This is a genomic window from Paenarthrobacter sp. NPDC090522, assembly GCF_044769225.1.
In the GTDB taxonomy this organism is placed as follows: Bacteria; Actinomycetota; Actinomycetes; order Actinomycetales; family Micrococcaceae; genus Arthrobacter.
Genome location: NZ_JBIVXL010000003.1, coordinates 340,790 through 366,652 on the forward strand (window position 1 = coordinate 340,790; position 25,863 = coordinate 366,652).

General features: G+C 65.3%; 18 protein-coding genes and 1 tRNA gene. 5 read left to right on the top strand and 14 right to left on the bottom strand.

What is annotated here, in order from left to right:
• Nucleotides 1–250: 250 nt before the first annotated feature.
• The 7 genes from ACIQT2_RS05385 to ACIQT2_RS05415 form a co-directional block, all read right to left on the bottom strand.
• Nucleotides 251–2,911, bottom strand: a complete 2,661-nt coding sequence (locus ACIQT2_RS05385; protein WP_402944286.1) for an AAA family ATPase — start codon at nucleotides 2,909–2,911, stop codon at nucleotides 251–253.
• Between the two features lie 35 nt (nucleotides 2,912–2,946).
• Nucleotides 2,947–5,691, bottom strand: coding sequence for a LuxR C-terminal-related transcriptional regulator (locus ACIQT2_RS05390; protein WP_402944288.1), 2,745 nt, complete (start codon nucleotides 5,689–5,691; stop codon nucleotides 2,947–2,949).
• A 126-nt stretch (nucleotides 5,692–5,817) separates the two neighbouring features.
• On the bottom strand, nucleotides 5,818–6,402 hold the full coding sequence (gene pth / locus ACIQT2_RS05395) for an aminoacyl-tRNA hydrolase (RefSeq protein WP_402944291.1): 585 nt from the start codon (nucleotides 6,400–6,402) through the stop codon (nucleotides 5,818–5,820).
• 103 nt (nucleotides 6,403–6,505) lie between these two features.
• The gene (locus ACIQT2_RS05400; protein WP_400330920.1) at nucleotides 6,506–7,111 is read right to left on the bottom strand and encodes a 50S ribosomal protein L25/general stress protein Ctc; all 606 of its coding nucleotides are present in this window, start codon (nucleotides 7,109–7,111) and stop codon (nucleotides 6,506–6,508) included.
• Between the two features lie 303 nt (nucleotides 7,112–7,414).
• Entirely contained in the window at nucleotides 7,415–8,395 is a 981-nt protein-coding gene (locus ACIQT2_RS05405) for a ribose-phosphate diphosphokinase (RefSeq protein ID WP_387433444.1), read from the bottom strand.
• Nucleotides 8,392–9,897 (bottom strand): bifunctional UDP-N-acetylglucosamine diphosphorylase/glucosamine-1-phosphate N-acetyltransferase GlmU, encoded by a 1,506-nt coding sequence (gene glmU / locus ACIQT2_RS05410; protein ID WP_402944294.1) that lies wholly within the window; start codon nucleotides 9,895–9,897, stop codon nucleotides 8,392–8,394. Before glmU ends, ACIQT2_RS05405 begins: the two co-directional genes overlap by 4 nt.
• A gap of 122 nt (nucleotides 9,898–10,019) precedes the next feature.
• Nucleotides 10,020–10,091 (bottom strand) — tRNA-Gln (locus ACIQT2_RS05415).
• A 266-nt stretch (nucleotides 10,092–10,357) separates the two neighbouring features.
• Between ACIQT2_RS05415 and ACIQT2_RS05420 the strand changes: the two genes are divergently transcribed.
• Both ACIQT2_RS05420 and ACIQT2_RS05425 read left to right on the top strand, forming a co-directional pair.
• Entirely contained in the window at nucleotides 10,358–10,957 is a 600-nt protein-coding gene (locus tag ACIQT2_RS05420; RefSeq protein WP_400331632.1) for a TetR/AcrR family transcriptional regulator, read from the top strand.
• Between the two features lie 229 nt (nucleotides 10,958–11,186).
• Nucleotides 11,187–11,585: a VOC family protein gene (locus tag ACIQT2_RS05425; RefSeq protein ID WP_402944297.1), complete on the top strand. Its 399-nt coding sequence runs from the start codon at nucleotides 11,187–11,189 to the stop codon at nucleotides 11,583–11,585.
• Between the two features lie 217 nt (nucleotides 11,586–11,802).
• On the opposite strand, the gene ACIQT2_RS05430 is transcribed toward ACIQT2_RS05425, so the two are convergent.
• From ACIQT2_RS05430 to ACIQT2_RS05450, 5 genes are all read right to left on the bottom strand, one after another.
• Nucleotides 11,803–13,632 carry an ABC-F family ATP-binding cassette domain-containing protein gene (locus ACIQT2_RS05430; RefSeq protein ID WP_402944300.1) on the bottom strand — a complete coding sequence of 610 codons (1,830 nt, stop codon included), beginning with the start codon at nucleotides 13,630–13,632 and terminating at the stop codon, nucleotides 11,803–11,805.
• 32 nt (nucleotides 13,633–13,664) lie between these two features.
• Entirely contained in the window at nucleotides 13,665–14,648 is a 984-nt protein-coding gene (locus tag ACIQT2_RS05435) for a 4-(cytidine 5'-diphospho)-2-C-methyl-D-erythritol kinase (RefSeq protein WP_402944303.1), read from the bottom strand.
• Nucleotides 14,645–15,526, bottom strand: coding sequence for a 16S rRNA (adenine(1518)-N(6)/adenine(1519)-N(6))-dimethyltransferase RsmA (rsmA, locus tag ACIQT2_RS05440; protein ID WP_402944305.1), 882 nt, complete (start codon nucleotides 15,524–15,526; stop codon nucleotides 14,645–14,647). Before rsmA ends, ACIQT2_RS05435 begins: the two co-directional genes overlap by 4 nt.
• A 26-nt stretch (nucleotides 15,527–15,552) precedes the next feature.
• Nucleotides 15,553–16,698 (bottom strand): transglycosylase family protein, encoded by a 1,146-nt coding sequence (locus tag ACIQT2_RS05445; protein ID WP_400330904.1) that lies wholly within the window; start codon nucleotides 16,696–16,698, stop codon nucleotides 15,553–15,555.
• A 292-nt stretch (nucleotides 16,699–16,990) separates the two neighbouring features.
• Nucleotides 16,991–17,887, bottom strand: a complete 897-nt coding sequence (locus tag ACIQT2_RS05450; protein ID WP_402944308.1) for a TatD family hydrolase — start codon at nucleotides 17,885–17,887, stop codon at nucleotides 16,991–16,993.
• A 173-nt stretch (nucleotides 17,888–18,060) separates the two neighbouring features.
• Between ACIQT2_RS05450 and ACIQT2_RS05455 the strand changes: the two genes are divergently transcribed.
• The 3 genes from ACIQT2_RS05455 to ACIQT2_RS05465 all read left to right on the top strand — a co-directional run bounded on the left by ACIQT2_RS05455 (nucleotide 18,061) and on the right by ACIQT2_RS05465 (nucleotide 23,130).
• The gene (locus tag ACIQT2_RS05455) at nucleotides 18,061–19,146 is read left to right on the top strand and encodes an AAA family ATPase (protein WP_400330899.1); all 1,086 of its coding nucleotides are present in this window, start codon (nucleotides 18,061–18,063) and stop codon (nucleotides 19,144–19,146) included.
• A 25-nt stretch (nucleotides 19,147–19,171) separates the two neighbouring features.
• Nucleotides 19,172–20,644: a DUF58 domain-containing protein gene (locus ACIQT2_RS05460; RefSeq protein WP_402944311.1), complete on the top strand. Its 1,473-nt coding sequence runs from the start codon at nucleotides 19,172–19,174 to the stop codon at nucleotides 20,642–20,644.
• 113 nt (nucleotides 20,645–20,757) lie between these two features.
• On the top strand, nucleotides 20,758–23,130 hold the full coding sequence (locus ACIQT2_RS05465; protein ID WP_402944313.1) for a DUF3488 and DUF4129 domain-containing transglutaminase family protein: 2,373 nt from the start codon (nucleotides 20,758–20,760) through the stop codon (nucleotides 23,128–23,130).
• A 112-nt stretch (nucleotides 23,131–23,242) separates the two neighbouring features.
• On the opposite strand, the gene ACIQT2_RS05470 is transcribed toward ACIQT2_RS05465, so the two are convergent.
• Both ACIQT2_RS05470 and rsmI read right to left on the bottom strand, forming a co-directional pair.
• Entirely contained in the window at nucleotides 23,243–24,724 is a 1,482-nt protein-coding gene (locus ACIQT2_RS05470; protein WP_400270529.1) for an NAD-dependent succinate-semialdehyde dehydrogenase, read from the bottom strand.
• A gap of 162 nt (nucleotides 24,725–24,886) precedes the next feature.
• Nucleotides 24,887–25,777, bottom strand: coding sequence for a 16S rRNA (cytidine(1402)-2'-O)-methyltransferase (gene rsmI, locus ACIQT2_RS05475; protein ID WP_400331629.1), 891 nt, complete (start codon nucleotides 25,775–25,777; stop codon nucleotides 24,887–24,889).
• Nucleotides 25,778–25,863 lie beyond the last annotated feature (86 nt).

The window sequence follows — 25,863 nt, forward strand, 5'->3', positions numbered from 1 at the left end:
TGCTTGGGGCTAACCGTGCTTCCTGAGAACAGTTAACCGTGTGGCGAAAAGCAGAACACCAGTAGTTGGTACTCGATTAGTTGCGGGGATTTTCAGCGGCAGTACTCTCTTGTACTCAGTCGTTCGGGAGCGCACTACTTGGTCCGGGCATCGCACAGGCAGGCGTTACTCCATTGAATGGTTAAATTCCGCGGCAACCCGCGGGCAGGTGGTACGCAGGGCGGTTTCGGCGGTACTTAGTCGCCTGCCGTCAGCTGCGGACGGCCGCTCCCAAATCCTCACGGCGACGAATGCCAAGCTTCGCGTAACTGCGGTAGAGGTGGCCCTCCACGGTGCGGACGGAAACCATCAGCTTCTCGGCGATTTGCCGGTCCGTCAGCCCCGAGACGGCGAGCGCCACGATGTCCTGCTCCCTGCGGGTCAGGGGTACGGAGCGGTCCGTTTCGGTGTGGGGGTCGTGGACCAAGGCGTCGCCCAGGTTGGATTCGCTGACGTCGCGCAGCACAGCGGCTTGCCTGGCCTCGGGACGCTTGCCCTCGGCGTCGAACGCGTTCGCTGCCCTGTCGAAGGCGACGGCGGCAGGACCGGGCATTCCTGCAGCGGCCAGGAGGTTCCCGGCGTTCACGAATCCGTCGCCCGCTCCGCCCATCTGGGCCGATGCCAGCGACTCCCAGCCGTTGGCCCACGAGCCTCCCATCGTGGAGGCTGTGTCCTGGATGGCTTCCATGGCTTCCAGGTCCCCCAGTTCAGCGCGGAGCACCAGGTTTTGGAGCAGGACACCCGGGAGGTGGTGGAGAGTCGATTCCCCGGCGATGGTGCGCAGCTTCTCCAGCGCAGAGCCTTTGTCCAGGTGTTCCTTGCCGGCGAGCATGAAGAGTTGGGCCATGGCTTCAACGTAGGCTCCGCCGGCCGCGGCGGCGCTTTGTTCCCTGCCCAGCCGCCTGGCCAAGTCCGTGTTCCCCGAGCGCGCCGCGGCGTAGAACGCCAAGGCGTTGCCGAGCCTGCGAAGCCGCTGCGGGTCTTTGACCTTCAGGGCTTCCACAGCGGGCGTCAACACCAGCCCAGCCTGTTCCAACCGGCCCTGGCGCAGCAGCGACAGGCCTTTGAGGGTCTGGATGTCGCCGCCGAAGGTGATGAGCCCCAAGGCCGAGCTGGCGGCATAGCGGTTCAGTGCCGTCTCCGCCGCGGCCCAGTCCCCCGATTCGAGGGCTGCCAAGGCGTAGCGGACCAGGATGAAGTCGCTGAGGTAGAGGAGATCGTCCTTGTGCTCGTCCAGCAGCACCAACGCGTCCCGGCCCTTGTCCAGGGCCTGGACGGGCTGGCCTTCCACCATCAGCAGCTCGCACCGCATGGCCAGCAGGAACAGTTGGCTCATGACGATGTCCGGTTGGTCCTGTTCCAACCCGGACTCAAAAGCGTCCAGGCCTTCCCTCAGTTCCGCATAACGACCGTCGTGTGCCAAGGCAGCCAATTCCAGGGCGAACGCATGCCGCTGGATTCCGTTGACCAACTCCTGGTCCGCCGGGTGCTGCCCGGCAACGGCCTCCGCTGCGGCGCGCACATCCGCAACGATTTCCCCGGAGCTGTCCCCCACAGCCGAACGGGCCGCCGCCCACAGGAGTCCGGCACCCAAGGGCCCGGACGGGTCCGCGTCCAGGAACCCGGCGCCTTCCTCCAACAGCCGGATGGTACTGCGGTAGTCGCCGTCGTTGTAATTGACCATCGCCATCACGGCGCGGGCGCGGGGCCGCAGCGCCTCTGACCTGACGCGCTCCGCCGCGGCCATGGCCAGGGGGTTCTGCAGCAGTTTCGCGGCCAGGAACGCTGCCTGCAGCAGCTGTTCATCGTCGACGTCGGCCCCACAGTCCAGTGCCCAGCTCACCATGCGGAGCAGCCCCTCCGCCGTGGCCGGCTCGGTCAGCAAGTGCTGCACCATGCTCTGGCGGATCTGCAGGCTGCGGGCCGGCGAAACGATCTGGCGCAAGGCCTCCCCGTACATGGGGTGCCACATCTTCAGCGGGCTGCCCACCCCGTTCGTGGTGAGGACCAACCGGCTGTCCATCAAGGAGCGGACGGTGTCCCTGCCCACCAGCGAGTCCAACACGGCGGCAGGGACCGGTTCGGCCAACGCAATGACGTACATCGCCTCCCGCTCGGCCTCACTGGTCCGGAGGACCTTGTTACGGACCACCTCGGCGAGGCCTTCTCCATTGCCCGTCAGCGCGCGGGTCAGGAACCACACACCATTGCGGCGGACCAGGTTGCCGTCCGCCTTTGAGTCCTCCAGGAGGGACCGCAACAGCAAGGGATTGCCCTCGGATACTGAATGCAGCACGTCCACGGTGCTGGCCATCACCGTGCCGCCCAGGGTCTTCTCGGCCAGTTCCGTGACCGTTTCCTTCTCCAGCGGGTGCAGTTCCAACCGTTCAGCCAACCCGTCATACCAGAGCTGAAGCAGGGCTGCAGGCAGTCCGGGCCGGGGCCGGCTCGTGGCAACGAGCCGGGCCCAGCCGGCCGTGACAAGTTCAGCCAGGATTTGGGTGCTGCCTTCGTCGAGGTCGTGCGCGTCGTCCACCACCAGCAGGAGGCGGGCCCCCGCACTGCCCCGGCGTTTCTCGAATTGCGACCAGAATTCGCGCAGGATCGCTACCGGCGAGGTGGCCTGGTCCACGGGCAGGTCCAACAAGTACGGGGACAGGACGCCAAAGGGAACCGCGGACAGGGCGGGGCTTCCATGGACCCGCATCACCACCATTTCGTCGGCCAGACGGGCAGCAATCTCCGCTGCCATGGCGGTTTTGCCGATTCCAGGGTCCGCAAGGAGCAGGACGGCTCCAGCGCCCTCCTGCCTCAATATTTCCGTCGCCAGGTCCAGTTCGGCTTCCCGGCCCACAAGGTGCTCAGCCTGCATGGGCAGCGCTCAGCCTTGGACGGTTCGTCCCTCCGTTACAGCAGGCCATTGAGCTCGCCCCGCGAGGAGACACCCAGCTTGGTAAAGACTTGGTAGAGGTGGCCTTCCACGGTCCGCACAGACACCCCAATATCCATGGCGATTTCACGGTTGCTGACACCCTTTCCAGCAAGTTTGGCGATTTGCCGTTCCCTCTCGGTCAGGACAGGCGCATCGCTGCGAGGTTGGATCGGCAGGGCCGATACTGATTGTTCGAGTCGTTCGAGCCTGAGCTGGGCTGTCCGCGCCGTGGTGGTTTCACCGGCGTCGCGGGCGAAGTCCAGGGCCATCGCCACGCACCGGGCCTCGACCACCAGCAGGTCCAACGCCGCGGCGGCATCTGCGGCCGCCAGGAGCGAACGTGAGCTGCGGGTCAGCGAACCGCGGGCCAGATCGCCGGAGATCTTCGCCAGCGGACCCTGACGGCTGGCCGCGATGTCTTCCAGGAAGCGGTACTCGGCGTCCGTGCCCTCCACCGTGGCACCGAAGAGGCAAATACCCGCAGTGGTGAACCGTTGCTTGGCCACATCCAGGTGGACCTTCGCCAGGAGCCGCTGCTTCACCTCGGGATCGCCCATCCAGCGTCCGGCCATCTCCGCGCAGAATTCCGCCACCGATTCGGAGAAATACATTCCCGTACCCCGGCACGTCCGGTAAAGATCCAAGTAGCGGCCCGCTTCCAAGGCGTTCCCCAGCTGGGCGTAGGCGAAGGCCGTGGCAGCATAGGCCACCTTCACGAGGTTCATGGCGGGCCGCAGTTCAAGCTGCGCCGCAGCCGAACGCAACGGTTCAATGGCACACGACGGTTTGCCGGCATAGGCGTACGCCAGCCCGATGCCCAATTCGGTCACGGCACCCCGGAACTGCAGGCGCGAGGGCTTGGACGGCGCCCGGCGCATCAACTCGATGCATTTGCGCCAGTGGCCGGACAGCAAGAGCACCAGGTAGGTGTGCCGGGCGAAGGCTTCCTCCAGGGAAGGCGTGGTACCGGCCTGCCGAAGATGTTTGGACATGGTGCGCGCCAATTGCTGGGCTTCCAGTTCGCGGCCCAACATGCAACGGGCCTCCACCAGGAAGAAGCCGCACCGCAACCAGTGCTCACTGTCCTCACCGGGTTCCTGCGCATGTTCACGTTCCAGGGCCTCAACAATGTCAGCGTATTCGCCCATGTACGTCTGGTACTCGTAGTTGCAGAGGTTGAGCCGGTTGCGTGCCCGGGAGAGGTCGGTGTCCGCATGGATTCCTGAGGCCTCCATCGCGGCAAGGGATTCCCTGGCCTCCGTGATCACTCCCGGGACCATGGCGGAGCGGCCGTCGATCCACGTCATGGCCTGGCACTTCGCCGCCGTGATCTCGGCGAAGTCCGTGGGTCCCAGGACCGCCAGGTGCGCCTCCGAGACCTCATCCAGTGCCTGCGCGGCGTGCAGCGGGAGGTCCAGCATGAGGTAGGACGCTGCCTTGAGTCGCTGGCCGGCCACCCATTCGGGATCCTTGGGATCGAGCGAAACGGTGCACTGGATGGCGAAGTTGGGATCGTACTCGTCCAGGGCAGCGCGTCCGGCCGCGAGGGCGTGCGATGCCGACGGCGAAGGTTCGTCCTCGCACTCGTGCATCCAGGCTGCGTAGCTGAGCAGGTCCTGGGGTGCCAGGCCATGGAGTTCGGGCTCCTTGGGTCCCAGGAGCATGAGGCGCAGTTCCCGGCGACGCCTGGTGCTCAGCCACCCGCGGACAACCTCGCCCAAGTAGGGATCCCGGAGCGAAACCCAGTGCTCCCCGGACCGGTCCACCGAAAGGAGGCCGGATTCCTCCATCTCCACCAGGACTTCGGTGCTGAAGATCGCGGCCAGGTCCATGAGCGTCGCCCGCCGGGCACAGGCAAGAATTTCGACGACGGTCCGGTTGGCTGGGGATTCGCGCGCCAGCCGGGAGCGGACAAAGTCCTCCACCACCGTCGCGCCGTCGAGTTTGATGCGGTCACGAAGGGTCCAAACCGAGTCGTTGAGCACCAGGTTGCCCGAATGCCGCTGCTCATCCAACAGCGCATGCAGGAGCATCGGGTTCCCGCCCACGGCGGAGTGCAGCGAACCCACCAGGGTTGAGGAAACGTAGTGGCCCAGGACCGAGCCCAGCACCTGTTTGGTCTGCTCTTCTGACAGGGCGTTCAGGTGCACTTCACCCAATTGGCCTTCGAGCACCAAGCGATGGAAATCTGCGGGGAGGTCGCTGGCGCGCTGGACGGTGGCGATCACCTTCGCGGTGCCCGTAGCCATGAGGTTGAGCAGCACGCCCGTGCTCATCGGATCCATTCCGCCGGCGTTGTCAACGATGAAAACTGTCTGGCGTCCTCCGGCTTCGGCCCGGATCAGCGACGTGACGGCATGGAGGATGCCCGTCGGTGAGCTCACTGCCTCCGAGGGCAGCCGGGCCAGGAGAAAACCCAAGCAGCCATAAGGGGTCTGTCCGCTGGCCAAGGTATTGCGCAATTGCAGGCTGTGGACCTTGGGACCGAGGGAGGACACCACCGCCCTTGCCAGCCCGGACTTGCCGATTCCGCGGTCACCGGTCAGGACAACGCCATAGGATTCGGATGATTCGAGATGCTTGTTGGCCCTTGCGAGATCCTGGCTGCGCGCCAGGAGGGACCAGGTTTGCCGATCCGAGGGTCCGCCAACAAGATCGGGAGCCGCAGCCCTCGCTGCGCCTCCCCCATTCCTGTTTAGCAACTCCGCCGACACCCGCATCCCTCGCTACAACATCCCGACAGTCCCCACCGCGTACCATGCACACTACCGCCGGGCGCCGACAGTTAGTAGGGCCAAGGGTTCTTACGACCGTAAGGCTTTGATCAGGCTTTCCTCAAGATTTGCTCAAGAACGCGCCGGGTGGTGTTTCTGCTGCGCGGCAAGCAAACCCTGGGCCATGAGCAGTTCCACGGCGTCGGCGGCTTCGTCCAGCAGCAGCGGCAGTTCCTTCTTCTCCACGGTGCCGAAATCACGCAGGACGAAATCGGCGGTGTCCATGCGTCCCGGGGGACGGCCGACGCCCACGCGCACGCGCAGGTAATCCTTGGTGGCAAGCGCCTTGGAGATATCCCGCAGCCCGTTGTGGCCGCCCTCGCCGCCACCGATCTTGAGCTTGAGGGTATTGAACGGGATGTCGATTTCGTCGTGGACGGCAATCACGTGGTCCGGGGCGATGTCGAAGAACTTGCTCAGCGCCGACACCGGGCCACCGGAAACGTTCATGTACGTCATCGGCTTGGCCAGCACTACCCGGGGCCCGCCGATCCCGAGCCGGCCCTCCACCACCTGGGCACGCGACTTGTGGGCCTTGAACTTTCCACCCATGCGTGCGGCCAGTTCATCCAGGACCATCTGGCCCACGTTGTGGCGGTTGCCGCTGTACTCGCTGCCGGGGTTGCCCAGGCCAACGATCAGCCAAGTGTCAGTCATGGTTTTCATCCTAGGGAATCTGGTGGGTACTGCAGGTCAGGCAAAGGAAAGTGGCCGGGACCCCGCAGGGACCCGGCCACTCTTCGAAAGGCTAAGCCTCAGACTACTCGGCAGCTTCTTCAGCGGCCGGTGCTTCTGCGCCTTCAGCTGCCTCTTCTTCTTCAGCTGCAGCAGCAACCGGCTCCGAGATGTTGACCACCAGGGTGTCGGCTTCGGTCAGCAGGCTGACGCCCTTGGGAAGAACGACGTCGGAAGCGTGGACGTGCGCGCCGGCTTCGCGGCCTTCGATGTCGACCTCGAGGGCGGTGGGCAGGTGGGTAGCCTCGGCCTCAACGGAGAGGGTGACGGCTTCCTGGTTGGCAACGGCACCCGGAGCAACTTCACCGGTGACGTGGACGGGAACGTCCACGGTGACCTTCTCGCCCTGGCGGACCGTCAGGAGGTCCATGTGCTCGATGGTCTGCTTGATGGCGTTGCGCTGGATGTCCTTGACGATGGTCAGGTGTGCCTCGCCGTTGATGTCCAGGTTCAGCAGGGCGTTGGCAACGCGGACTGCCAGGGTGGTTTCGCGGCCCGGGAGGGTTACGTGGACGGGCTCTGCACCGTGGCCGTAGATGACGGCGGGGATGCGGCCGGCGACGCGTGCACGGCGGGCGTAGCCCTTGCCGAATTCGGTGCGCAGTTCTGCTGCGAGCTTCTGCTCAGACATGTGTACTCCTTGATTACTGGTGTACCGCCGGATGGCGGTTGGTTGATCAGCAAGGGCGGAGGTCTGGAGTGACCTTCCACGCCCGCGGGCCCCGACTTGAACGCCGGCCCGCCTTTGTCGAAGGAGGTTACAGACCCAGTCGATGACGGAGACATCCACCGGTTTCAACAACCGGCGTGCTCTCCCTCGCCAAGGTATCCCCAAAAGTTTACCAGCGGTCCGGCCGGAAACGGAAAACGGGCCATCCACCGCACTCAAGCGGTGGATGGCCCGTCGTCAGGATCAGTCCCTGTCAGTCCTCGGCTATGCTTTGCCGTCGAACAGGCTGGTGACCGAACCGTCGTCGAACACTTCACGGATGGCGCGGGCAATCAGCGGCGCGATCGAGAGGACCGTGAGCTGCGGGAAGCGCTTCTCTGCCGGGATGGGCAGGGTATTGGTGACCACCACTTCGCGGGCACCGGAATCAGCCAGGCGCTGCGCTGCCGGGTCCGAGAACACGGCGTGGGTGCAGGCAATGATGACGTCCTTGGCGCCGGCGTTCTTCAGCACCTGGACGGCGCCGGAGATGGTTCCGCCGGTGTCGATCATGTCGTCGATCAGCACGCAGGTGCGGCCTTCGATCTGGCCCACCACGGTCTTGGAGACGGCCTGGTTGGGAACCGTGAGGTCGCGGCTCTTGTGCACGAACGCCAGCGGGGCACCGCCCAGGCGTTCGGCCCACTGCTCGGCAACGCGCACGCGTCCGGTGTCCGGCGAAACAACGGTGATGTTGTCAGCTTCGACCTTGGTGCGGATGTAGTCGGCCAGCAGCGGGATGGCCATGAGGTGGTCCACCGGGCCGTCGAAGAAGCCCTGGATCTGGGACGTGTGCAGGTCCACGGACATGATGCGGTCAGCGCCCGCGGTCTTGTACAGGTCCGCAACCAGCCGGGCGGAGATGGGCTCGCGGCCACGGCCCTTCTTGTCCTGGCGGGAGTACGGGTAGAACGGCGAAACCACCGTGATGCGCTTGGCCGAGGCACGCTTGAGGGAGTCGATCATGATCAACTGCTCCATGAGCCAGTTGTTCAGGGGTGCCGGGTGGGCCTGGATCACGAACGCGTCGGTGCCGCGGACGCTCTCGGCCGAACGGACGTAGATTTCCCCGTTGGCGAAGTCGTAGGCGTCGATGGGCAGGAGCTCTGTTTCGAGTTCCTTCGCGATTTCCTGCGCCAGCTCCGGATGTGCCCTTCCGGCGGCGAGAACCAGTTTCTTCTCGCCGTGTGCGGTAATTTCGCTCATGCCTGTGTGCCCTCTTCTGTGGTTGCCGGGGATGGTGAGGATGTGGGGGCGGCTGCAAGCCGCGGTTCCAGGGCTGCCTCTGCGTGGCGCGCGGAGATGGAGCCTTCGCGGTTGGCCAGGACCCAACCCTCGGCGTTCCGCTGCGCGGCGAGGCTCACGGCCAGGGCACCTGCGGGGACGTCCTTGCGGATCACTGCACCGGCGCCGCTGTACGCTCCGTCGCCCACGGTGACCGGGGCAACGAAAACGGTGTTGGAACCGGTCCGGACGCCGGAGCCGATGACCGTACGGTGCTTCTTCTCGCCGTCGTAGTTGGCGGTGATATTGCCGCAGCCGATGTTGGTGTCTTCGCCGATTTCGGCATCGCCGGCGTAACCGAGGTGGGACAGCTTCGAGCCGCGGCCGATCGTCACGTTCTTGGTTTCGTAGAAGGCGCCGATCTTGCCCGTCTCCCCCAGCACCGTTCCCGGGCGGAGGTAGGTGAACGGTCCGACGCTCGCCTTGGCACCAATGGTGGAACCGGATCCGTGGGTGCGGACCACCTTCGCGCCTTCGCCTACGTGCACGTCGGTGAGGGTGGTGTCAGGTCCGACGACGGCGTCCCTCGCCACGGTGGTGGAACCGTGCAGTTGGGTGTTGGGCAGCAGGCGGACGTCCTCGTCGAGGGTCACGGTGGAGTCGATCCACGTGGTGGAGGGGTCCACCACGGTGACGCCGGCGCGCATCCAGGATTCGATGATGCGGCGGTTGTGCTCTGCGCCGAGCGCGGAGAGCTGGATGCGGTCGTTGGCGCCTTCGACCTGCCAGCGGTCGTCAGTCACGACGGCGGCAACCCGGCCACCGGCGTCGCGGGCCAAACCGAGCACATCGGTCAGGTACATCTCGCCCTGTGCGTTGTCCGTGGTGACGCTTTCGAGCGCCTTGCGGAGGACTGCGGCGTCGAAGGCGTAGATACCGGAGTTGATCTCGCGGATGGCTCGTTCCTGGTCCGTGGCGTCCTTGTGCTCGCGGATACCCAGCACGGTGCCATCCTCGGCACGGAGGATGCGGCCGTAGCCCGTGGCGTCGTCCAGCAATGCGGTCAGGACGGTCACGGCGTTGCCCTCGGATTCGTGGGTGCTGACCAGTTCGCCCAGGAGTTCGCCAGTGAGCAGCGGGACGTCGCCATAGGTGACCACCACGGTGCCGCTCAGCTCGGCTTCCGCGTCCAGGGCCTTCACGGCTACCTCGACAGCGCGGCCCGTGCCCGGGATGTCGTCCTGGTCCACGATCAGCGCTGCGGGATCCTGCACGGAGACGTGCTCGGCGACGCGGTCGCGCTCATGACGGACCACCAGGGCAAGCTTTTGGGGGTTGATCGAACGGGCGGCGAGGATCGCGTGGCCCACCATGGAACGGCCGCCGATTTCGTGGAGAATCTTGGGAGTCCGCGATTTCATTCGCGTTCCGGTACCTGCCGCCAAGACGATGACCGCTGCGGGACCGGTGGTTTCGGGGCTCACGTACTGGCTCTCCTTGCTCGGTTTGTCCCGGATATTCCGGCTTCGGAATGCTGCCATCCAAGCTTTGGACCCAGGCACTGCTCAAGCCGTTCCAGGTACAGAGTGGAGCGCATTTCCGACCGTTCCGCCCATAGGATTCGAACCTATACTCCACGGCTCCAAAGGCCGGGGTGCTGCCGTTACACCAGAGCGGACCGTGCATGCTTTCCACATCCGGACGGCAGGGTCCGGAGGCGTTCCCGGATCACCGGGATGCACACACAAGAAACTAGTTTGCCATGACCTTTGCGTGCTTCGCGACTTGACCCTCTTTTGCCGGGTTGTGAACTGCGCGTCCGGCCTCCCGCCGCTGCCCTTGGTGCATGATGGACAAGTGAGCAAGCGCACCGAACTTCCCCTGCACACCGCTGTCCCTGAGTCCTTGGAACCCCGTACCGGCGGGTCCCCTGTCCGGGCCAGGATGACGGGCCAGCAGAGGCGTGCGCAGCTCATCGGCATCGGCCGTGCGTTGTTTGCCGCACGGGGCCTGGACGGCACCACCATCGAAGAAGTCGCGGCCACTGCGGGCGTTTCCAAGCCTGTGATCTATGAGCACTTCGGCTCCAAGGAAGGCTTGTACCGGCAAGTCGTGGATACGGAATTCCGGATCCTTCTGGATTCCATCACCGGGGCCCTCAGTACCGACGCCAAACCCCGGGTCCTCGTTGAGCGCGCCGCGTTGGCCCTCCTGGGCTATATCGAGGAACGCACCGACGGATTCCGGATCCTGATGCGCGACGCCCCGCCCTCACAACCCGAGGGCGCGTTCTCCACGTTGCTCTCCCACGTCACGGCCCGCGTAGAGCACTTGCTCTCGGACGAATTCGCCCGGCGGGGCTTCAGCGCGGCGGACGGCGCCATGTACGCCCAGATGCTCGTTGGCATGGTGGCGATGACGGGGCAATGGTGGTTGGACAGCCGCGAACCGGACAAACGCGCCGTTGCAGCGCACTTGGTGAACCTGGCCTGGAACGGCCTCACCGGCCTGCAGAAGGAACCCGAACTCCGCACCGAAACCTAAGCCAACCCTCTCTCACCAAACCACCCCAAAACCCCAACCCTCTCTCACCCAACCACCCCAAAACCCCAACCCTCTCTCACCCAACCACCCCAAAACCCCAACCCTCTCTCACCCAACCACCCCAAAACCCCAACCCTCTCTCACCAAACCACCCCAAAACCCCAACCCTCTCTCACCAAACCACCCCAAAACCCCAACCCTCTGTCACGGACGAAGTAGGGTCGGACGTATGACTGCCTTGCAGATTTATGTCCTTTTCCCCGGTACTGCCCGTGAAGCCCTTGCCTTCTACCAGGGAGTCTTCGGCGGAGAACTCACCCTCCACAGCTACGGAGAGTTTGGGCGCACCGATGGCCCCGAGGACGCGGTCGCCCACGGCGTCCTCGGCGGTGCAGTTGCCTTAGCCGGCGCAGACGCGGCGGCAGGCGAGACGAGCATCCGCACGGAAGGACTGATGCTCTCGCTGCTGGGCGCAGCCGCGCCAACGGAACTGCACGGATGGTTCGAACGACTCGCCGACGGCGGCACGGTCATCGACCCTCTCGGCCCCAAACCCTGGGGAGCCAGCGACGGTCAGGTGATCGACCGCTACGGCTTGCACTGGCTGATCGGTTACGAACGCGGTTAGGAACGCCCGTTCGTGAGAGAGCGCCCGCCAAAACGGACGACTCCCTGAGAGAGCGCCCGGCAAAACGGACGACTCCCTGAGAGAGCATCCGCCAAAACGGACGATTCCCTGAGAGAGCATCCGGCAAAACGGGCGATTCGGTGAGAGAGCATCCGCCGAAACGGGCGATTCCGTGAGAGAGCGCCCGGCGAAACGGGCGATTCGGTGAGAGAGCGTCCTACTCGCCGAGGACCTCGGCGGCCTCCAGCCACTCCAGTTCCAGACCTTCCTTCTCGTCAAGCAACTCCTGCAGCTTGGCATTGAGTTCCCCGAGCGCGTCGAAGTCTCCGGATTCGGACTTGGCGGCCATCTGGGTGTGGAGCTTTTCCTCCTGCTGCGCGATCTTGCCCAGTTGGCGGTCGATCCTGTTGAGGTCCTTGCGAGCCTCGCGCTTCTCAGCCTCGCTGGGTCCGGAGGCAGCAGGTGAGGTGCCTCCGGAAGCAGACGTTGTGGGCGCGCCGGATCCACCCACAACGGCACCCGAAGCCAAGGCAGCTTCCCGCAGTTCCAGGTACTGGTCCACGCCACCGGGCAGGCCACGAAGTTTACCGTCGCCCAGCAGCGCCATCTGGTGGTCCGTGACGCGTTCCAGGAGGTAGCGGTCGTGGCTGACCACAACCAACGTTCCGGGCCAGCCATCCAGGACATCCTCGACGGCGGCCAGGGTGTCGGTATCGAGGTCGTTGGTGGGCTCGTCGAGCATCAGCACGTTGGGTTCGCCCACCAGCAGGCGCAAGAGCTGCAGCCGACGACGTTCTCCACCAGAGAGATCCGTGACGGGGGTCCACTGCTTTTCCTTCGTGAAGCCCAACTGCTCCACGAGTTGCCCGGCGGTGAATTCCTTGCCACCGACGTTGAACGACCGCTTTTCGCGTTCAATGACCTCAATGACCCGCAGATCCGAGACTTCGTCGAGCTCCTTCACATCCTGGGTCAGGACGGCGGTCACCACGGTCTTGCCGCGCTTGAGCTTGCCGGCACTCGGCTGGATGTCCCCGTTGAGCAGCTTCAGGAGCGTGGACTTGCCGGCACCGTTGACGCCCACCAGGCCCAGACGTTCGCCCGGAGCAAGGCGCAGGGTGATGTTGTTGAAGAGTTTCTGCCCGGCCTCGCCACCTTCGAAATCGAGCGAAACGCCCTCGAGGTCCAGCACGTCCTTGCCCAGCCGGGCGGTAGCCATTTTGTTCAGCGCCACCGAGTCGCGTGGCTCCGGGACATCGGAAATCAACTCGTTGGCGGCCTCGATGCGGAACTTGGGCTTGGACGTACGGGCGGGCGCCCCTCGCCGGAGCCAGGCCAGTTCCTTCTTGACGAGCTGCTGGCGCTTGTTCTCAACGACGGCGGCCATCCGGTCCCGCTCGGCGCGCGCCAAAACGTAGGCGGCGTATCCGCCGTCGAACATGTCCACCATGGCGTCGTGGACTTCCCAGGTGTAGTTGCAGACTTCGTCCAGGAACCACCGGTCGTGGGTGACCACCAGGAAGGCGCCCTGGTTGGCACGCCAGCGTGACTTGAGGTGCCGGGCGAGCCACGCAACGCCTTCGACGTCAAGGTGGTTGGTGGGCTCGTCGAGCATGATGACGTCGTGGTCTTCGATGAGGAGCTTTGCCAGCGCCACACGACGCTTCTGGCCACCGGACAGCGAGTGGACGATCGCGTGCCAGTCGACGTCGCCCACCAGGCCGCCCATGATTTCGCGGATCTTGGGGTTGGCGGCCCATTCGTGATCCGCGCGGTCGCCGACGATTGCTGCGCCAACCGTCAGGTCGCCGTCGAGCACGTCACCCTGGTCCAAGTAGCCGACGTTGACGTCGCCGCGCTTGGTGACACGGCCGGAATCCGGGGTGGAGCGCTGCGCGAGCAGCCGCATCAGCGTGGATTTGCCGTCACCGTTGCGGCCCACCATGCCAATCCGGTCGCCGTCCTCCAAACCGAGGGTGACGCCGTCGAGGACTGTGCGGGTTGCGAAGGAAACCGTCAGGTTTTCGCCGCCAAGAAGGTGGGCCAAGAGGTACTACTTTCTACAGCTGGAAATGCGTACTAAAGGAGGGTATCGGAGATGATCCGGGCACCCGGTACGGGGCCATGGACCGCCTTGGCCGTGTGGCCCCGGTGTGAAAGCTCTTCAGCGAGGACGGCTGCGGAGTCCGGGTCCCGGGACAGCAGGGCGATGGTGGGTCCGGAACCGGAGACCATTCCGGCCAGCGCTCCCCTGGCCTCCCCGAGCCCGATCGTGTCCCTCAATCCCGGGGCGAGGGCAATCGATGCACGTTGGAGGTCGTTGACCAGCACCCGACTCAGCGTTTCGGGGTCGCCATTCCGGAGTGCCTGCAAAATCGTGGGATCCACGTCCACGGGCTCCGGGATTTCGCTGCCTTCGGAGTCACGGAGGCCATCGAGCGTCCGGAACACCTCGGGGGTGGAGAGCCCGTAGTCGGCGAACACCAGCACCCAGTCCATTTGTGCCTTGGCCAGCGCCGGCGATAACTTGTCGCCCACGCCAAGCCCGACGGCGGTCCCGCCCAGGAGCGAAAAAGGCACGTCTGCGCCAAGCTCGGCGGCCACGTGGGCCAGTTCCTCGCGTGACAGGCCGCTGTCCCACAGGGCGTCACAGGCCAGGAGCGTGGCCGCAGCGTCCGCGGATCCGCCACCCATGCCACCGGCCACGGGTACGCGCTTGGTAATTTCCAGGTGCACACCCGTCGGCTTCTCGGACATCTCGGCCATGAGGGCCGCCGCCTTGTAGGCGAGGTTGCGCTCGTCCAGCGGCATATCCACGCCGTCCAGGTCCAGGGTGCTGGAAGGACTGATGCTGACAGTTATTCCCGGGCTTTCCGTGCTGGTGGCAGCAACTTCTTCATACAGCGACACCGCCAGGTAGACGCTGGCAACGGAATGGTAGCCGTCCTGCCTCAGTGGGCCAACGCTCAAGGAGACGTTGACTTTGCCCGGAGCCTTCACTCGGACAGTGCGCGGGTGGAACCGCTCCCCCACGAAAGGCAAACCACGGGTGCCCGCGCTCATGCGTCCCTTGGGTGGCGGGCTTCGGCGATGCGTACGTAGGCGGAGATGTCCAGCACTTCGCCGCGGGCAGTGGGGTCCACGCCGGCTTCGACCAGGCACCGTTCGGCCTCCACTGCGCCTCCTGCCCAGCCGGCCAAGGCGGCGCGGAGGGTTTTCCGGCGCTGGGCGAATGCGGCGTCGATCACGGCGAAGACCTGGTCCCGCGTCACGTGCGTGGCGGGGGGCTCGTGCCGGGTGAAGGCAACCAGTCCGGAATGGATTTTGGGGGCCGGCCAGAAGACGTTCATGCCGATCACTCCGGCTTTGCGCATCTGTCCGTACCAAGCTGCCTTGACCGACGGAACTCCGTATATTTTGGAGCCGGGACCTGCGGCAAGGCGGTCCGCCACCTCGTCCTGGACCATGACCAGGCCATGGCGGAGGCTCGGGAAGTGTTGGAGCAGGTGCAGAACCACGGGAACTGCCACGTTGTACGGCAAGTTGGCTACGAGGGCGGTAGGTTCAACCGGCAGCTCAGTTACCTTCATGGCGTCAGAGAGGACCAAGTGGAAGTGCTCTTCAGCCTGCGGACGCCAAGCACGCACCGTCTCGGGCAGCTTCTGCGCCAGCACGGGATCGATTTCGACGGCGACAACCTCACGTGCCGCGTCGAGCAGCCCGAGCGTCAACGAGCCCAGGCCGGGCCCCACTTCCAGGACGGTCTCCGAGGCATCAATGTTCGCCGCCGATACGATCCTGCGAATGGTGTTGCCGTCGATCACGAAGTTCTGCCCCAGCGTTTTGGTGGGGCGGACACCGATTTCCTCGGCTAACCGTCGGATGTCAGTTGCGCCCAGCAAAGGCGCGACGGCGGCGGGTTCGGAATTCGGTTCAGTCACCTAGGTATCGTATCGCCTGCGCGGGATCAGGCAGCGCCGGCGCAGCCCCAGTCACGCAGGCCGTTCTTGGCGTAGAGACGGTTGGCGATCTCGATCTGCTGTGCTTTGCTGGCAAGGTTTGCCGTGGGGGCGTAGGCGCCACCACCGTTGGCCAGCCAGGTGGGGCTGGAGAACTGCAAGCCGCCGTAGTAGCCGTTACCGGTGTTGATGGCCCAGTTGCCGCCGGATTCGCACTGGGCGATCCTGTCCCACATGGCCTCGTTCGGCGCGCCGGTAGCGGCGCCGGAGACAGCCTTGGCGGGGGTGGCTGCGGGGCGGGCCTTGGTGCCGACGGCCACCTTTTCGGTGACCGGCTGGGTGGTGACGTTGCTGGAGACCAGCGTCCGGGAAGCTTCGCGTCCGTCCACCAGGACCAGCTTGAACGTCTTCACCACGGAACCGGCAACGCCCTTCTGGGTCACCTTTTCTTCGCCCTTGAACAGATCGGCGCTGTCTGTGCGGACGCTGTCGAACGGAACTTCTTCGGTGGCGTCGGCGGTCTTGCTGGTGTCCACGCGGGAGACCTTGATCACCATGTCCTGAATGACGGGAGCGTTGCCCGGCTGGGAGACACGGTCGCTGGCACCCACGGTGATCCCCGCGTCCTTGAGGACCTCGGCAACATCGGACGCCGTGGTGGTGGTGCTGGTGTCCTTGCCGTCGGCCACCAGGCTGATGGTCTTGGGGGTGGAGATGGAAACGAAGGAACCCTCCACGGCCAGGGAAGCGTCCTTGGGCTGGGAAATCTCGGACGAACTGGCCACGCCGAGTTCGCTGACCAGCCCGGCGACGTCTGGGGCGTTCGTGTTCACGGTCTTGCGGGCGCCGTCCAGTTCAATGGACACGGCCTTGGCAAGGTTGACGTTGACCACCGAACCGTTTTCCACGCGCGTGTCCAGGGCAGGAGTCACGCGGTCGTCGTTCTTCAATTCCACCTTGGCGGCTTTGACCACTTGGTCAACTGTGCCGCCGAAGGTCTGGATGGAGCTCACTTTGCCGTCAACGTTGAGGGTGACGGTCTTGTTGTTGCCCACAAAGGCAACAACGCCGGCCACCAAGGCCACCAAAACCAGTGCCTGCGCACCAACTTTGAGGAAGCTGAACTTTCCATCCGTTGTGAAGAACTTGATCACGTTTGCCCATAACTCTCAGACCATCCGGGCACGGGGATAAGCACAGAACAAACATGCCCGGCCGCGCAGGAACGGGGCCAGGCAAACGAGCCTGGTCCCACACGCGCGGCGGCCATCTGTGCCGCCAAAACATTCAACTGGGTTGTCCGGGATAACCGAACCAGCTGTCCGGAGGCCTTCCCCGACCCCGGCTATTTCTTGTACACAGTAACCGATCTGTTATAAAGCGGCCAAGAAATCTGCATACCCGGTATTCAGCCGAACAGCTCCATGGGGCGAGGAGAAGCGGCGCTCAGGCCCATGTTCCGTAGGCGTTGACGGTGTTTTCGGCCAATCGCGAACACAGCCCGGCCAAGTCACTTCCTGTCACATCCGCCATGGAACGGACGGTGTACGGAACCATGTAGCTGGCGTTCGGCCGGCCACGGTGAGGGTGCGGGGTGAGGAACGGCGAGTCGGTTTCCACCAATATCCGGCTCGGCTCTGCGATGGCGAGCGCTTCCCTGAGGTTGTCTGCATTCTTGAAGGTCATGGTTCCGGCGAAGGACATGTACCAGCCGTTCTCGTTGCAGATCCGGGCCAATTCGGCGCCGCCCGAAAAGCAGTGGAAGACAACGGTCTCCGGAGCGCCTTCTTCCCGCAGCACCTGAACCACGTCGTCATGTGCGTCCCGGTCATGGATCTGCAGGGTGAGTCCCAGCCGTTTGGCGATGTCGATGTGCCTGCGGAAGGAGTACCGCTGGTGGGCCAGTCCTTCTCCGTGGGTCCGGAAGAAGTCCAATCCTGTCTCTCCGATGGCGCGAACGCGGGGGTGGCGCGCCAGTTCCTCGATCTCGGCGAGCGCCGAGTCGAGTTCGCCCCGGCCAGCGTAGACGGGAGCATCGTTGGGATGGATCGCCACCGCTCCGAGCAGGCGCGGGTCGGCTTCCACGGCCTCCACGGTGAATCGCGAGGACTCCAGGTCACAGCCAACCTGCACCGCCCCTTGGACACCAACGGCTTCCGCGGAGTCCATGGCATCGGCAACGTTGACCGCGATCAGTCCGTGCCGGAAGTCGAGGTGAGTGTGATTGTCCATCACGGACACGGGAAGCGGTTCCGGGGCCGGCGGGTACTCTTTGCGGGAATCCTTGGCCCCGGTCGCGTCAACGTTGCTGCGGTAGGGAGCAGGAGCGAGGGAGTTGCACATGCTCCCACCTTAACCGGACCGCGGTCCCGCCCGTGCCGCCGCAGCACTTCGCATAAATTCCAGTTGGTACATAAATTCGCCTGCCACTATGTGAGCCACGCCCAAACTCTGGGTAGGCTGGAACGGACAAGGAGGCCACACGGGGGACGTTGGCCACGGCTGAAGGGCAATCCATGGAGTCCAAGCGACACGTCACCGTTGAACCCGCTGCCTTCCAGGGCGAGGCATACGCCGCTGCGCCCCGGGATGCCGTCCTCAACGGGCACAAGCCGCAGGTCATGGACCCTGAACGGTTCCACGATGCCAGCGAACGGATCCTGGCCGCCATTGGCAAGGTCATCGACGGCAAGGCTGACGCCGCAAAGCTGGCCCTCACTGTGCTGCTGGCCCAGGGGCATCTGCTCTTGGAGGACGTTCCCGGCGTGGGTAAGACCATGTTGGCAAAAACCCTGGCCCGGACGGTGGACTGTACGGTTTCGCGCATCCAGTTCACCCCGGACCTCCTCCCTTCAGATGTGACGGGAGTGTCCATCTACAACCAGTCCTCGCGCCAGTTCGAGTTCCGGCCGGGCGCGGTCTTCGCGAACATCGTGATCGGCGACGAGATCAACCGTGCCTCGGCCAAGACCCAGTCGGCGCTCTTGGAGTGCATGGAGGAACACCAAGTCACGGTGGACGGGAATTCCTACCAGCTCTCCTTGCCATTCATGGTGGTGGCCACGCAAAACCCCATTGAGATGGAGGGCACCTACCCCCTGCCGGAGGCCCAGCGCGACCGGTTCATGGCCAGGATTTCCATGGGCTACCCGGACCAGGAAGCCGAGATCGAAATGCTGGAGACACACCAGGCCGTCTCCCCCTTGGCCAAGGTCACCCCCGTTGTCACAGCCAGCGATGTCGCGGCCATGATCGCCACGGTCCAGCAGGTATACGTCTCCACGGCCATCAAGGAATATACGGTGGCAATTGGCCGTGCCACCAGGGACAGCGCACGGCTGAGGCTGGGCGCCAGCCCACGTTCCCTCCTCCAGTTGCTGCGGGCTGCGAAGGCCACTGCGGCCTTGGACGGTCGCGACTTCGTACTGCCGGACGACGTGGTTGATGTGGCGGAGTCCGTCCTCGCCCACCGGATCATCCTGGACCGCAAGGCCGCGAGCGCCGGCGATACGCCGCAGACCATCATCCGGGGCATCCTCGCTTCCTTGCCTGTTGCCCAGGAACCACCCGGTGCCTGGCGCCGGGACAAGCAGACCGCGTAGGACCGGAACCGCAGAGGAGAAGCGCATGGCACTCGTGGACCGGCTCCCCAAGCACTTGTTCACCAACCGCGGGTGGGGACTTCTTGCTGCCGGGATGGCCTCGTTGGCCTGCGCCCAAGTGATGGGCCGGCGCGACCTCCTCACCTTGGCTGTGTTCCTTCTCCTCCTGCCGCTGGTTGCGCTGGCTGGCGTTCGGATCCTCAAACCACGGTTCCAGGTGTACCGGGAGTTCAATCCCTCCACTGTGGAGACCGCAACGGCCACAACCGTCCGCTTGGCGGTGGCCCGCACCTCGTTCGCCACGGGCCACGTGATCATGGAGGAGCAACTGCCGCCGCGTTTCGGCGAGCCGCCGGCGTTCCGCTTCCCTGCCCGTTCCGCCTCGGGCGGTACCAGCCGCTATGAGTACCATCTGCGTTCGGGAAAGCGCGGGCAGTTCAGGATTGGCCCGGTCACCGCCGAGTTCAGCGACCCCTTTGGTTTGTCGTTGCGTCGCCATTCAATCGACGACGGCGACCTCCTCACCGTGACGCCGGCCGCCGTCGAACTTCCCGCAACGGGCCTGGCCGGGGCGCGCGGCAACGACGGCGTCACCGCCACCCGTATCCGGGCGAATCCGAGCGATGACGACATCATGACGCGCGAGTACCGGCACGGTGACCCCATGCGCAGGGTCCATTGGCCGGCGACAGCACGCCACGGGCAGCTCATGGTACGCCAGGAAGAGTCGGTGACCACTCCGGAAGCAACCATCGTCATGGACCAGAGGTTCACGGCGTTTGCCTCCGGGACCGGGACGGTTTTCGGGAGCCACGACGAAGACTCGGACCTTGTCACGTCGCCCAATTTCGAGTGGGTGGTGACGGCGGCGATGTCCATCAGCGCGCACCTTTCCGAACGGAATTATTCCCTCCGGGTCCTGGATGCCTTTGGCCACCCTGCTTTCGTCCATTCCCGCTCGGCGCCCGACCCGGGAGACGAGGAATTCATCGGATCCGGCGGATTGCATGCCATTGCCGAGAGCCTTGCGGCCATTGAACTCGGCGGTCCCCGGCATCACCGGGTCGAGTACGTCAGGGCGGACGCCAAGCAGAAGGAGCGGACGCGCCAAGACCCACGCCGCGGAAATCCGGGGCCTGAAGCGCCCGGGGCCGAGGGCCTGGACGCAGCCTTCGACGATCGGCTCATGGACAAGTTGGCCGCCCACCGCCTGCGCGGGCCGCTCCTGGCCCTCATTGGCACGCTGACCGTGGCGGAGGCCAAATCGCTGGCTCAGGCAGCGGCCTACGGAGCCAACGCCTTCGCCCTGATGGTCACGGACCCGGCCCGAAACAACGACGAGGTCCTGGAGATCCTGCGGCAAGGCGGGTGGCGCGCCCTGGCAGTGACGGCCAAGACACCGTTGGCAGCGGCCTGGTCCGGATTCGACGAGGGCGGCATCGTCGCCGCGGCCGGGGCGGCCATGGACGTCAGGCGTGGAGCGGCGGTGCCCCGGTGACGGTGACATCCCGGCCCGACGCCGCGAACACCGGTGACGGTCTCCGGGGCCGGCCGACCGGCCCCCCATCGAAGCGCCAGCGCAAGCCAAGCGCCGGCCTGTACCCCTGGGCCATGGCCGGCGCCATCTCGGCAGGTGTCCTCGGTGCCGCCCTGTCCCTGAACGGCGTGTTCCGTGGTTGGGCCTGGCTCCTGCCTTTGATCACCACCGTGGTGGCTGTTTCCTTGACACTGGCCATCCTGCGCTCGCTCCGCCTCCCACCCCTCGTGTCCACGCTCGGTTCATTTGCCGCCCTGGCCGGCATCCTGAGTTTCACGTTCTGCCGCCCGGACAGCCTGCTGGGCTTCATTCCCACCCCTGGCACGTTCGCGGCCGTGGGACGGCTCATTAAGCGGGCGGGCGAAACGGTGGTGTCGGAGAGTGCTCCGGTGGCCCCCAACGCGGGAATCGTGTTCGTCACCTGCGCGTGCCTGGGCCTCCTGGTGATCCTCATCGACGCGCTGGCCGTCCCGCTTTCCATGCCGGCAGCCAGCGGTGTGGGCCTGCTGGCAGTGATGGTGGTTCCCGCCACCATCAAACCGCAAAGCGTGGGGATGCCGGGCTTCATCGGTGCAACCGTCGGCTTCCTGCTCATCCTCGGCTGCAGCCAGTGGTTCGCCCCTGATTCAAGGCTGCAGTCCGGCGCTTCGCGGAGTTCCGGACAGTTCAAACGGTCCCTGGTGACCGGTGTCCTGACGCTCGGATTGGCCTTGGCGGTTCCGCTGGCCATCCCGGGCTTCGACTCGGGGACCTTTCCGCAGGGATCGCGGCTCAGCCCCTGGGGCACATCGAACGGGCTGAATCCCATGATCACCTTGGGCAACAGCCTCCGCAGCCCTACGGGCTCGGGTCGCATCACATACGCCACCAGTTCCAGCGCACCGCTGTACCTGAGGTCGGTCACGATTGACCATTTCGACGGCGAAACCTGGGCTCCGGACGACCGCACCGCCACGCGCCGCGCCGGGGCGGACAGGATCGAAACCGGGTACGCAGTCCAAGGCGACGTGGTGAATGCCGTGACATCCATCAATGCCGGCCTGTTCACCAGCCCGTACCTTCCAGCTCCGTTCGCGCCCGTGTCCGTCAACGGGCTCAACGGACGCTGGACGTGGGACCCCAACACGCTCAGCATCATGAGCACGGAAACCAGCACCCTGGCCCAGCGCTATGTCGTGTTTTCTGCCGCCCCCAGAGTAACGGCCCAGGCCCTCTCCCAAGCCAATGCAGCCCCCCGCTCCATTTCGGACGACTTCCTTCGCATTCCCGGCAACCTTCCGGGGATTGTCCGCGAAACAGCGGACAAGGTGACGGCGTCTTCCGGGAACAACTACGCCAAGGCCCTGGCCATCCAGAAGTTCCTGCGCTCGGGAGAGTTCAGCTATTCTCTCCAGGCCCCGGTGCAGAACGGATATGACGGCAACGGCCTTTCGGTGTTGGCGGACTTCCTTTCCGTCAAAGCCGGCTACTGCGTCCACTTTTCCTCGGCCATGGCAGTCATGGCACGCGTGGAAGGCATCCCGAGCCGTATCGCCGTGGGTTACGCTCCCGGCCGGCTAACGGGCGAGTCGGTGGCCTTGGTGGGCCAGGGGTCGTTCCCCGAATACGAAGTGGATGCGCGAGATGCCCATGCCTGGCCTGAACTGTATTTCGAGGGCCTCGGCTGGGTTCCCTTCGAACCAACTCCCTCCCGTGGTGTAGTTCCCGATTACGCCACTGATTCCTCCGTCACCGGCAACCTGAGCACCAATGCCGATGAGAAGGACGTCCCCACCACACCGGCCACACCGGCGCCCACCCCGCTGCCACTGCCAGGAGCGGAAACCCCTGCCACAGGGCCCGTGGAGAGCAACCCCTTCCCGACCATCGGCCTCCTTGCGGCCGCTGCCGTGGTTCTCGCGGCCTTCCTCGGATCGCCGTGGCTGAGCCGCACCCTGTTGCGGCGTCGTCGCCTGAACCGCAAGCCGCCTCCGGAGGACGAGCGGCCACCCGGGTACGTGGACCCGTCGGCCGCCCATGCCTGGGCGGAGCTCCTGGACCTCTCCGCGGATTTTGGGCTGCCGTCCACCCCGAGCGAAACGCCCAGGCACTTCTCCTACCGGCTTCGTTCCAGCACCGCCTTGGGTGAGGTGGGCGGACTCGACGATGCCGCCCACAGCGCCGTCTCTTCGCTGACCTCGGATTTCGAAAGGCAACGCTACGGAAGGCCCTCTGAGGCGAGCAAGGCAGCCGCAGCGAGGATCGCCGTCGTCCGCGAATCGTTGCGGAACAACTCCAGTTGGTGGGTCCGCTTCCGGGCAACCTGGCTGCCGCCGTCGTTGATGCGCCGGTGGTTCCGTGCACTCGGGGCGCCGTTCCGGGCCATGGCGGCCCTCTTACGGCACCTCGGTTACGGAATCTCGAGGGCGTGGCGTGCCATGCGCGGGCTGCTCCCCCAGCGCCGCTAGGACAGCGAAAGGCCCGGCCCGGAACTTGTGGTTCCAGGCCGGGCCCTTCGTCGGTGCCGCACCATTCTTGTTGCGAGAGCGGTGCATGCGGCTCCTTGGTGGAGAGCAGCCCTTAGTCGGCGTAGGGGTCCGCGATACCTACGTACTGGGTGTAGAGGTACTCTTCGATGCCTTCGGAGCCGCCTTCGCGGCCCAGGCCGGACTGCTTGACGCCACCGAACGGTGCCGCTGCGTTGGAGATCACGCCGGCGTTCAGGCCGAGCATGCCGGTCTCCAGGCGTTCGCTGACGCGCAGGCCGCGGTTGAGGTCCTTGGTGAAGACGTAGGCCACCAGGCCGTATTCGGTGTTGTTGGCCAGGCGGATCGCGTCGTCTTCGGTGGAGAAGGTGACGATCGGGGCTACCGGGCCGAAGATTTCTTCCTGCAGGATGCGGGCGTCTTCGGCGACGTTCTTCAGCACGGTGGGCTGGTAGAAGTAGCCAGGACCGTCGACGGCGGCACCACCGGTCACTGCCTCGGCGCCACCAGCGACAGCGTCGGCAACGAGGGCGTGGACGCCGTCGCGGGCCTTGCCGTCGATCAGCGGGCCAACCTTGGATTCGGGCTCGGTGCCGCGGGCGGTGGTCAGGGAAGCGATCTTCGCGGCGAACTTCTCCGCGAACTCATCAGCGATGGATTCCTGGACGATGAAGCGGTTGGCAGCGGTGCAGGCCTCGCCCATGTTGCGCATCTTCGCGGCGATGGCACCTTCGACGGCCTTGTCCAGGTCCGCGTCCTCGAACACGACGAACGGCGCGTTGCCGCCCAATTCCATGGACGTGCGCAGGACCTTGTCCGCGGCTTCCCGGATGAGGGCCTGGCCCACCGGCGTGGAGCCGGTGAAGGAGATCTTGCGGAGGCGGTCGTCCTTGATCAGCGGACCGGTCACCGCACCGGCGGTGGAGGTCTGGATAACGTTCAGGACACCTGCCGGGAGGCCGGCTTCCTGCATGACCTGGGCGAACAGCAGGCTGGTCAGCGGGGTCAGGTTGGCCGGCTTGAGGACCATGGTGCAACCGGCGGCAACGGCCGGGGCGATCTTGCGGGTGGCCATGGCCAGCGGGAAGTTCCACGGCGTGATCAGCAGGCAAGGACCAACGGGCTTCTTCTGGACCAGGAGGCGGTTCTTGCCGTCCGGGGCTGCGGAGTAGCGGCCCGAAACACGAACGGCTTCTTCGGAGAACCAGCGCAGGAACTCGGCACCGTAGGTCACTTCGCCGCGGGCTTCGGCCAGGGGCTTGCCCATTTCCAGGGTCATCAGCAGCGCGAAGTCCTCAGCACGCTCAGTGACCAACTCGAAGGCACGGCGCAGGATTTCACCGCGTTCGCGCGGGGCCGTGCGGGCCCAGTCAGCCTGCGCGGCAGCGGCAGCATCCAGGGCAGCGGCGCCGTCTTCCGCGCCGGCGTCGGAGATGCTGAGCAGGACCTTGCCCGTGGCCGGGTCCTCAACATCAAAGGTCTTCCCGGATCCCGCCGGACGCCACTGACCGTTGATCAGCAGGCCAGTGGGGACGGAAGCCAGCAGTTCGCTTTCGCGTTCAACCGTGACAGTCATGGCGACTCCTTCGTCTTGGGTGCATTTGGAGTGTTGCACCACTAGGGTTCCTTGCCAGAAGTGGCTTGAATTACTGCCACGGTACTGCCCGGCCGGAAGGAGTGTCTACGCCTTCGCGCACTGCCCTGCGCCTCCCAATTTGTGCAACTGCACAGGAGCTCATCAGCGCGCTGCGAGCACCGCCGCGTACAGTTCACGCTTGCTGATGCGGGCATCGTCGGCCACCGCCGCCACGGCTTCCTTCAGGCGGATGCCTTGCGAAACCAGCTCATTGACCGCAGCAACATGGTCCTCCGGCTTGGCAGGCGCCTGTTCAGGTGCACCACCCACCACTACGGCGATCTCGCCCCGGACCTCATTGGCCTCGGCCCACTCCAAGAGATCCCTCAACGATCCGCGAATCACTTCTTCATAGGTCTTGGTCAATTCCCGGCAGACGGCTCCAGGGCGATCCGGCCCAAAACGTTCGTGCAGGGCGCGCAGCATGGCTTCCAGGCGGTGGGGGGCTTCGAAAAACACCATGGTGCGGCGCTCGCCAGCCAACTCCCCGAGCCGGGAACTGCGCTCCCCGGATTTGCGGGGCAGGAAGCCCTCGAAGCAGAAACGGTCTGTCGGCAGCCCGGACAACGCCAGGGCGGTCAGTACAGCCGAAGGACCGGGCACTGCCGTCACCGTCAGCCCGGCCGCGACTGCGCCTTCAACCAGCCGGAACCCGGGGTCGGAGACCGCTGGCATCCCCGCATCGCTGACCATGAGGATGTTCTTGCCCGCGCGGACCTGTTCCAGCAGGTCGCCTGTCTTCGCCACCTCATTGTGTTCGTGGTAGCTGATGACCCTGCCGGTGACCTGGACCCCAAGCGCCTGAACCAAACGATGCAGCCGCCGGGTATCCTCGGCCGCGATGATGTCCGAGGTCCCCAGGAGCTCGATTAAACGGGAGGAAGCGTCGCCCACGTTGCCAATAGGGGTCGCGGCCAGGACGATCCTTCCGATTCCGGAGGTGCCTCCGGGTACCGGCGCTTCGAGCTCGTCGTCGGGAAACTCGTCATCCAAGGGGGCTTCGGCCGGCACACTGCGTTCTTCGTCCACCTGCCAAGCCTAATGCCCGGGGCGCCCCGCGAGGCATCCGGCTTCGCACC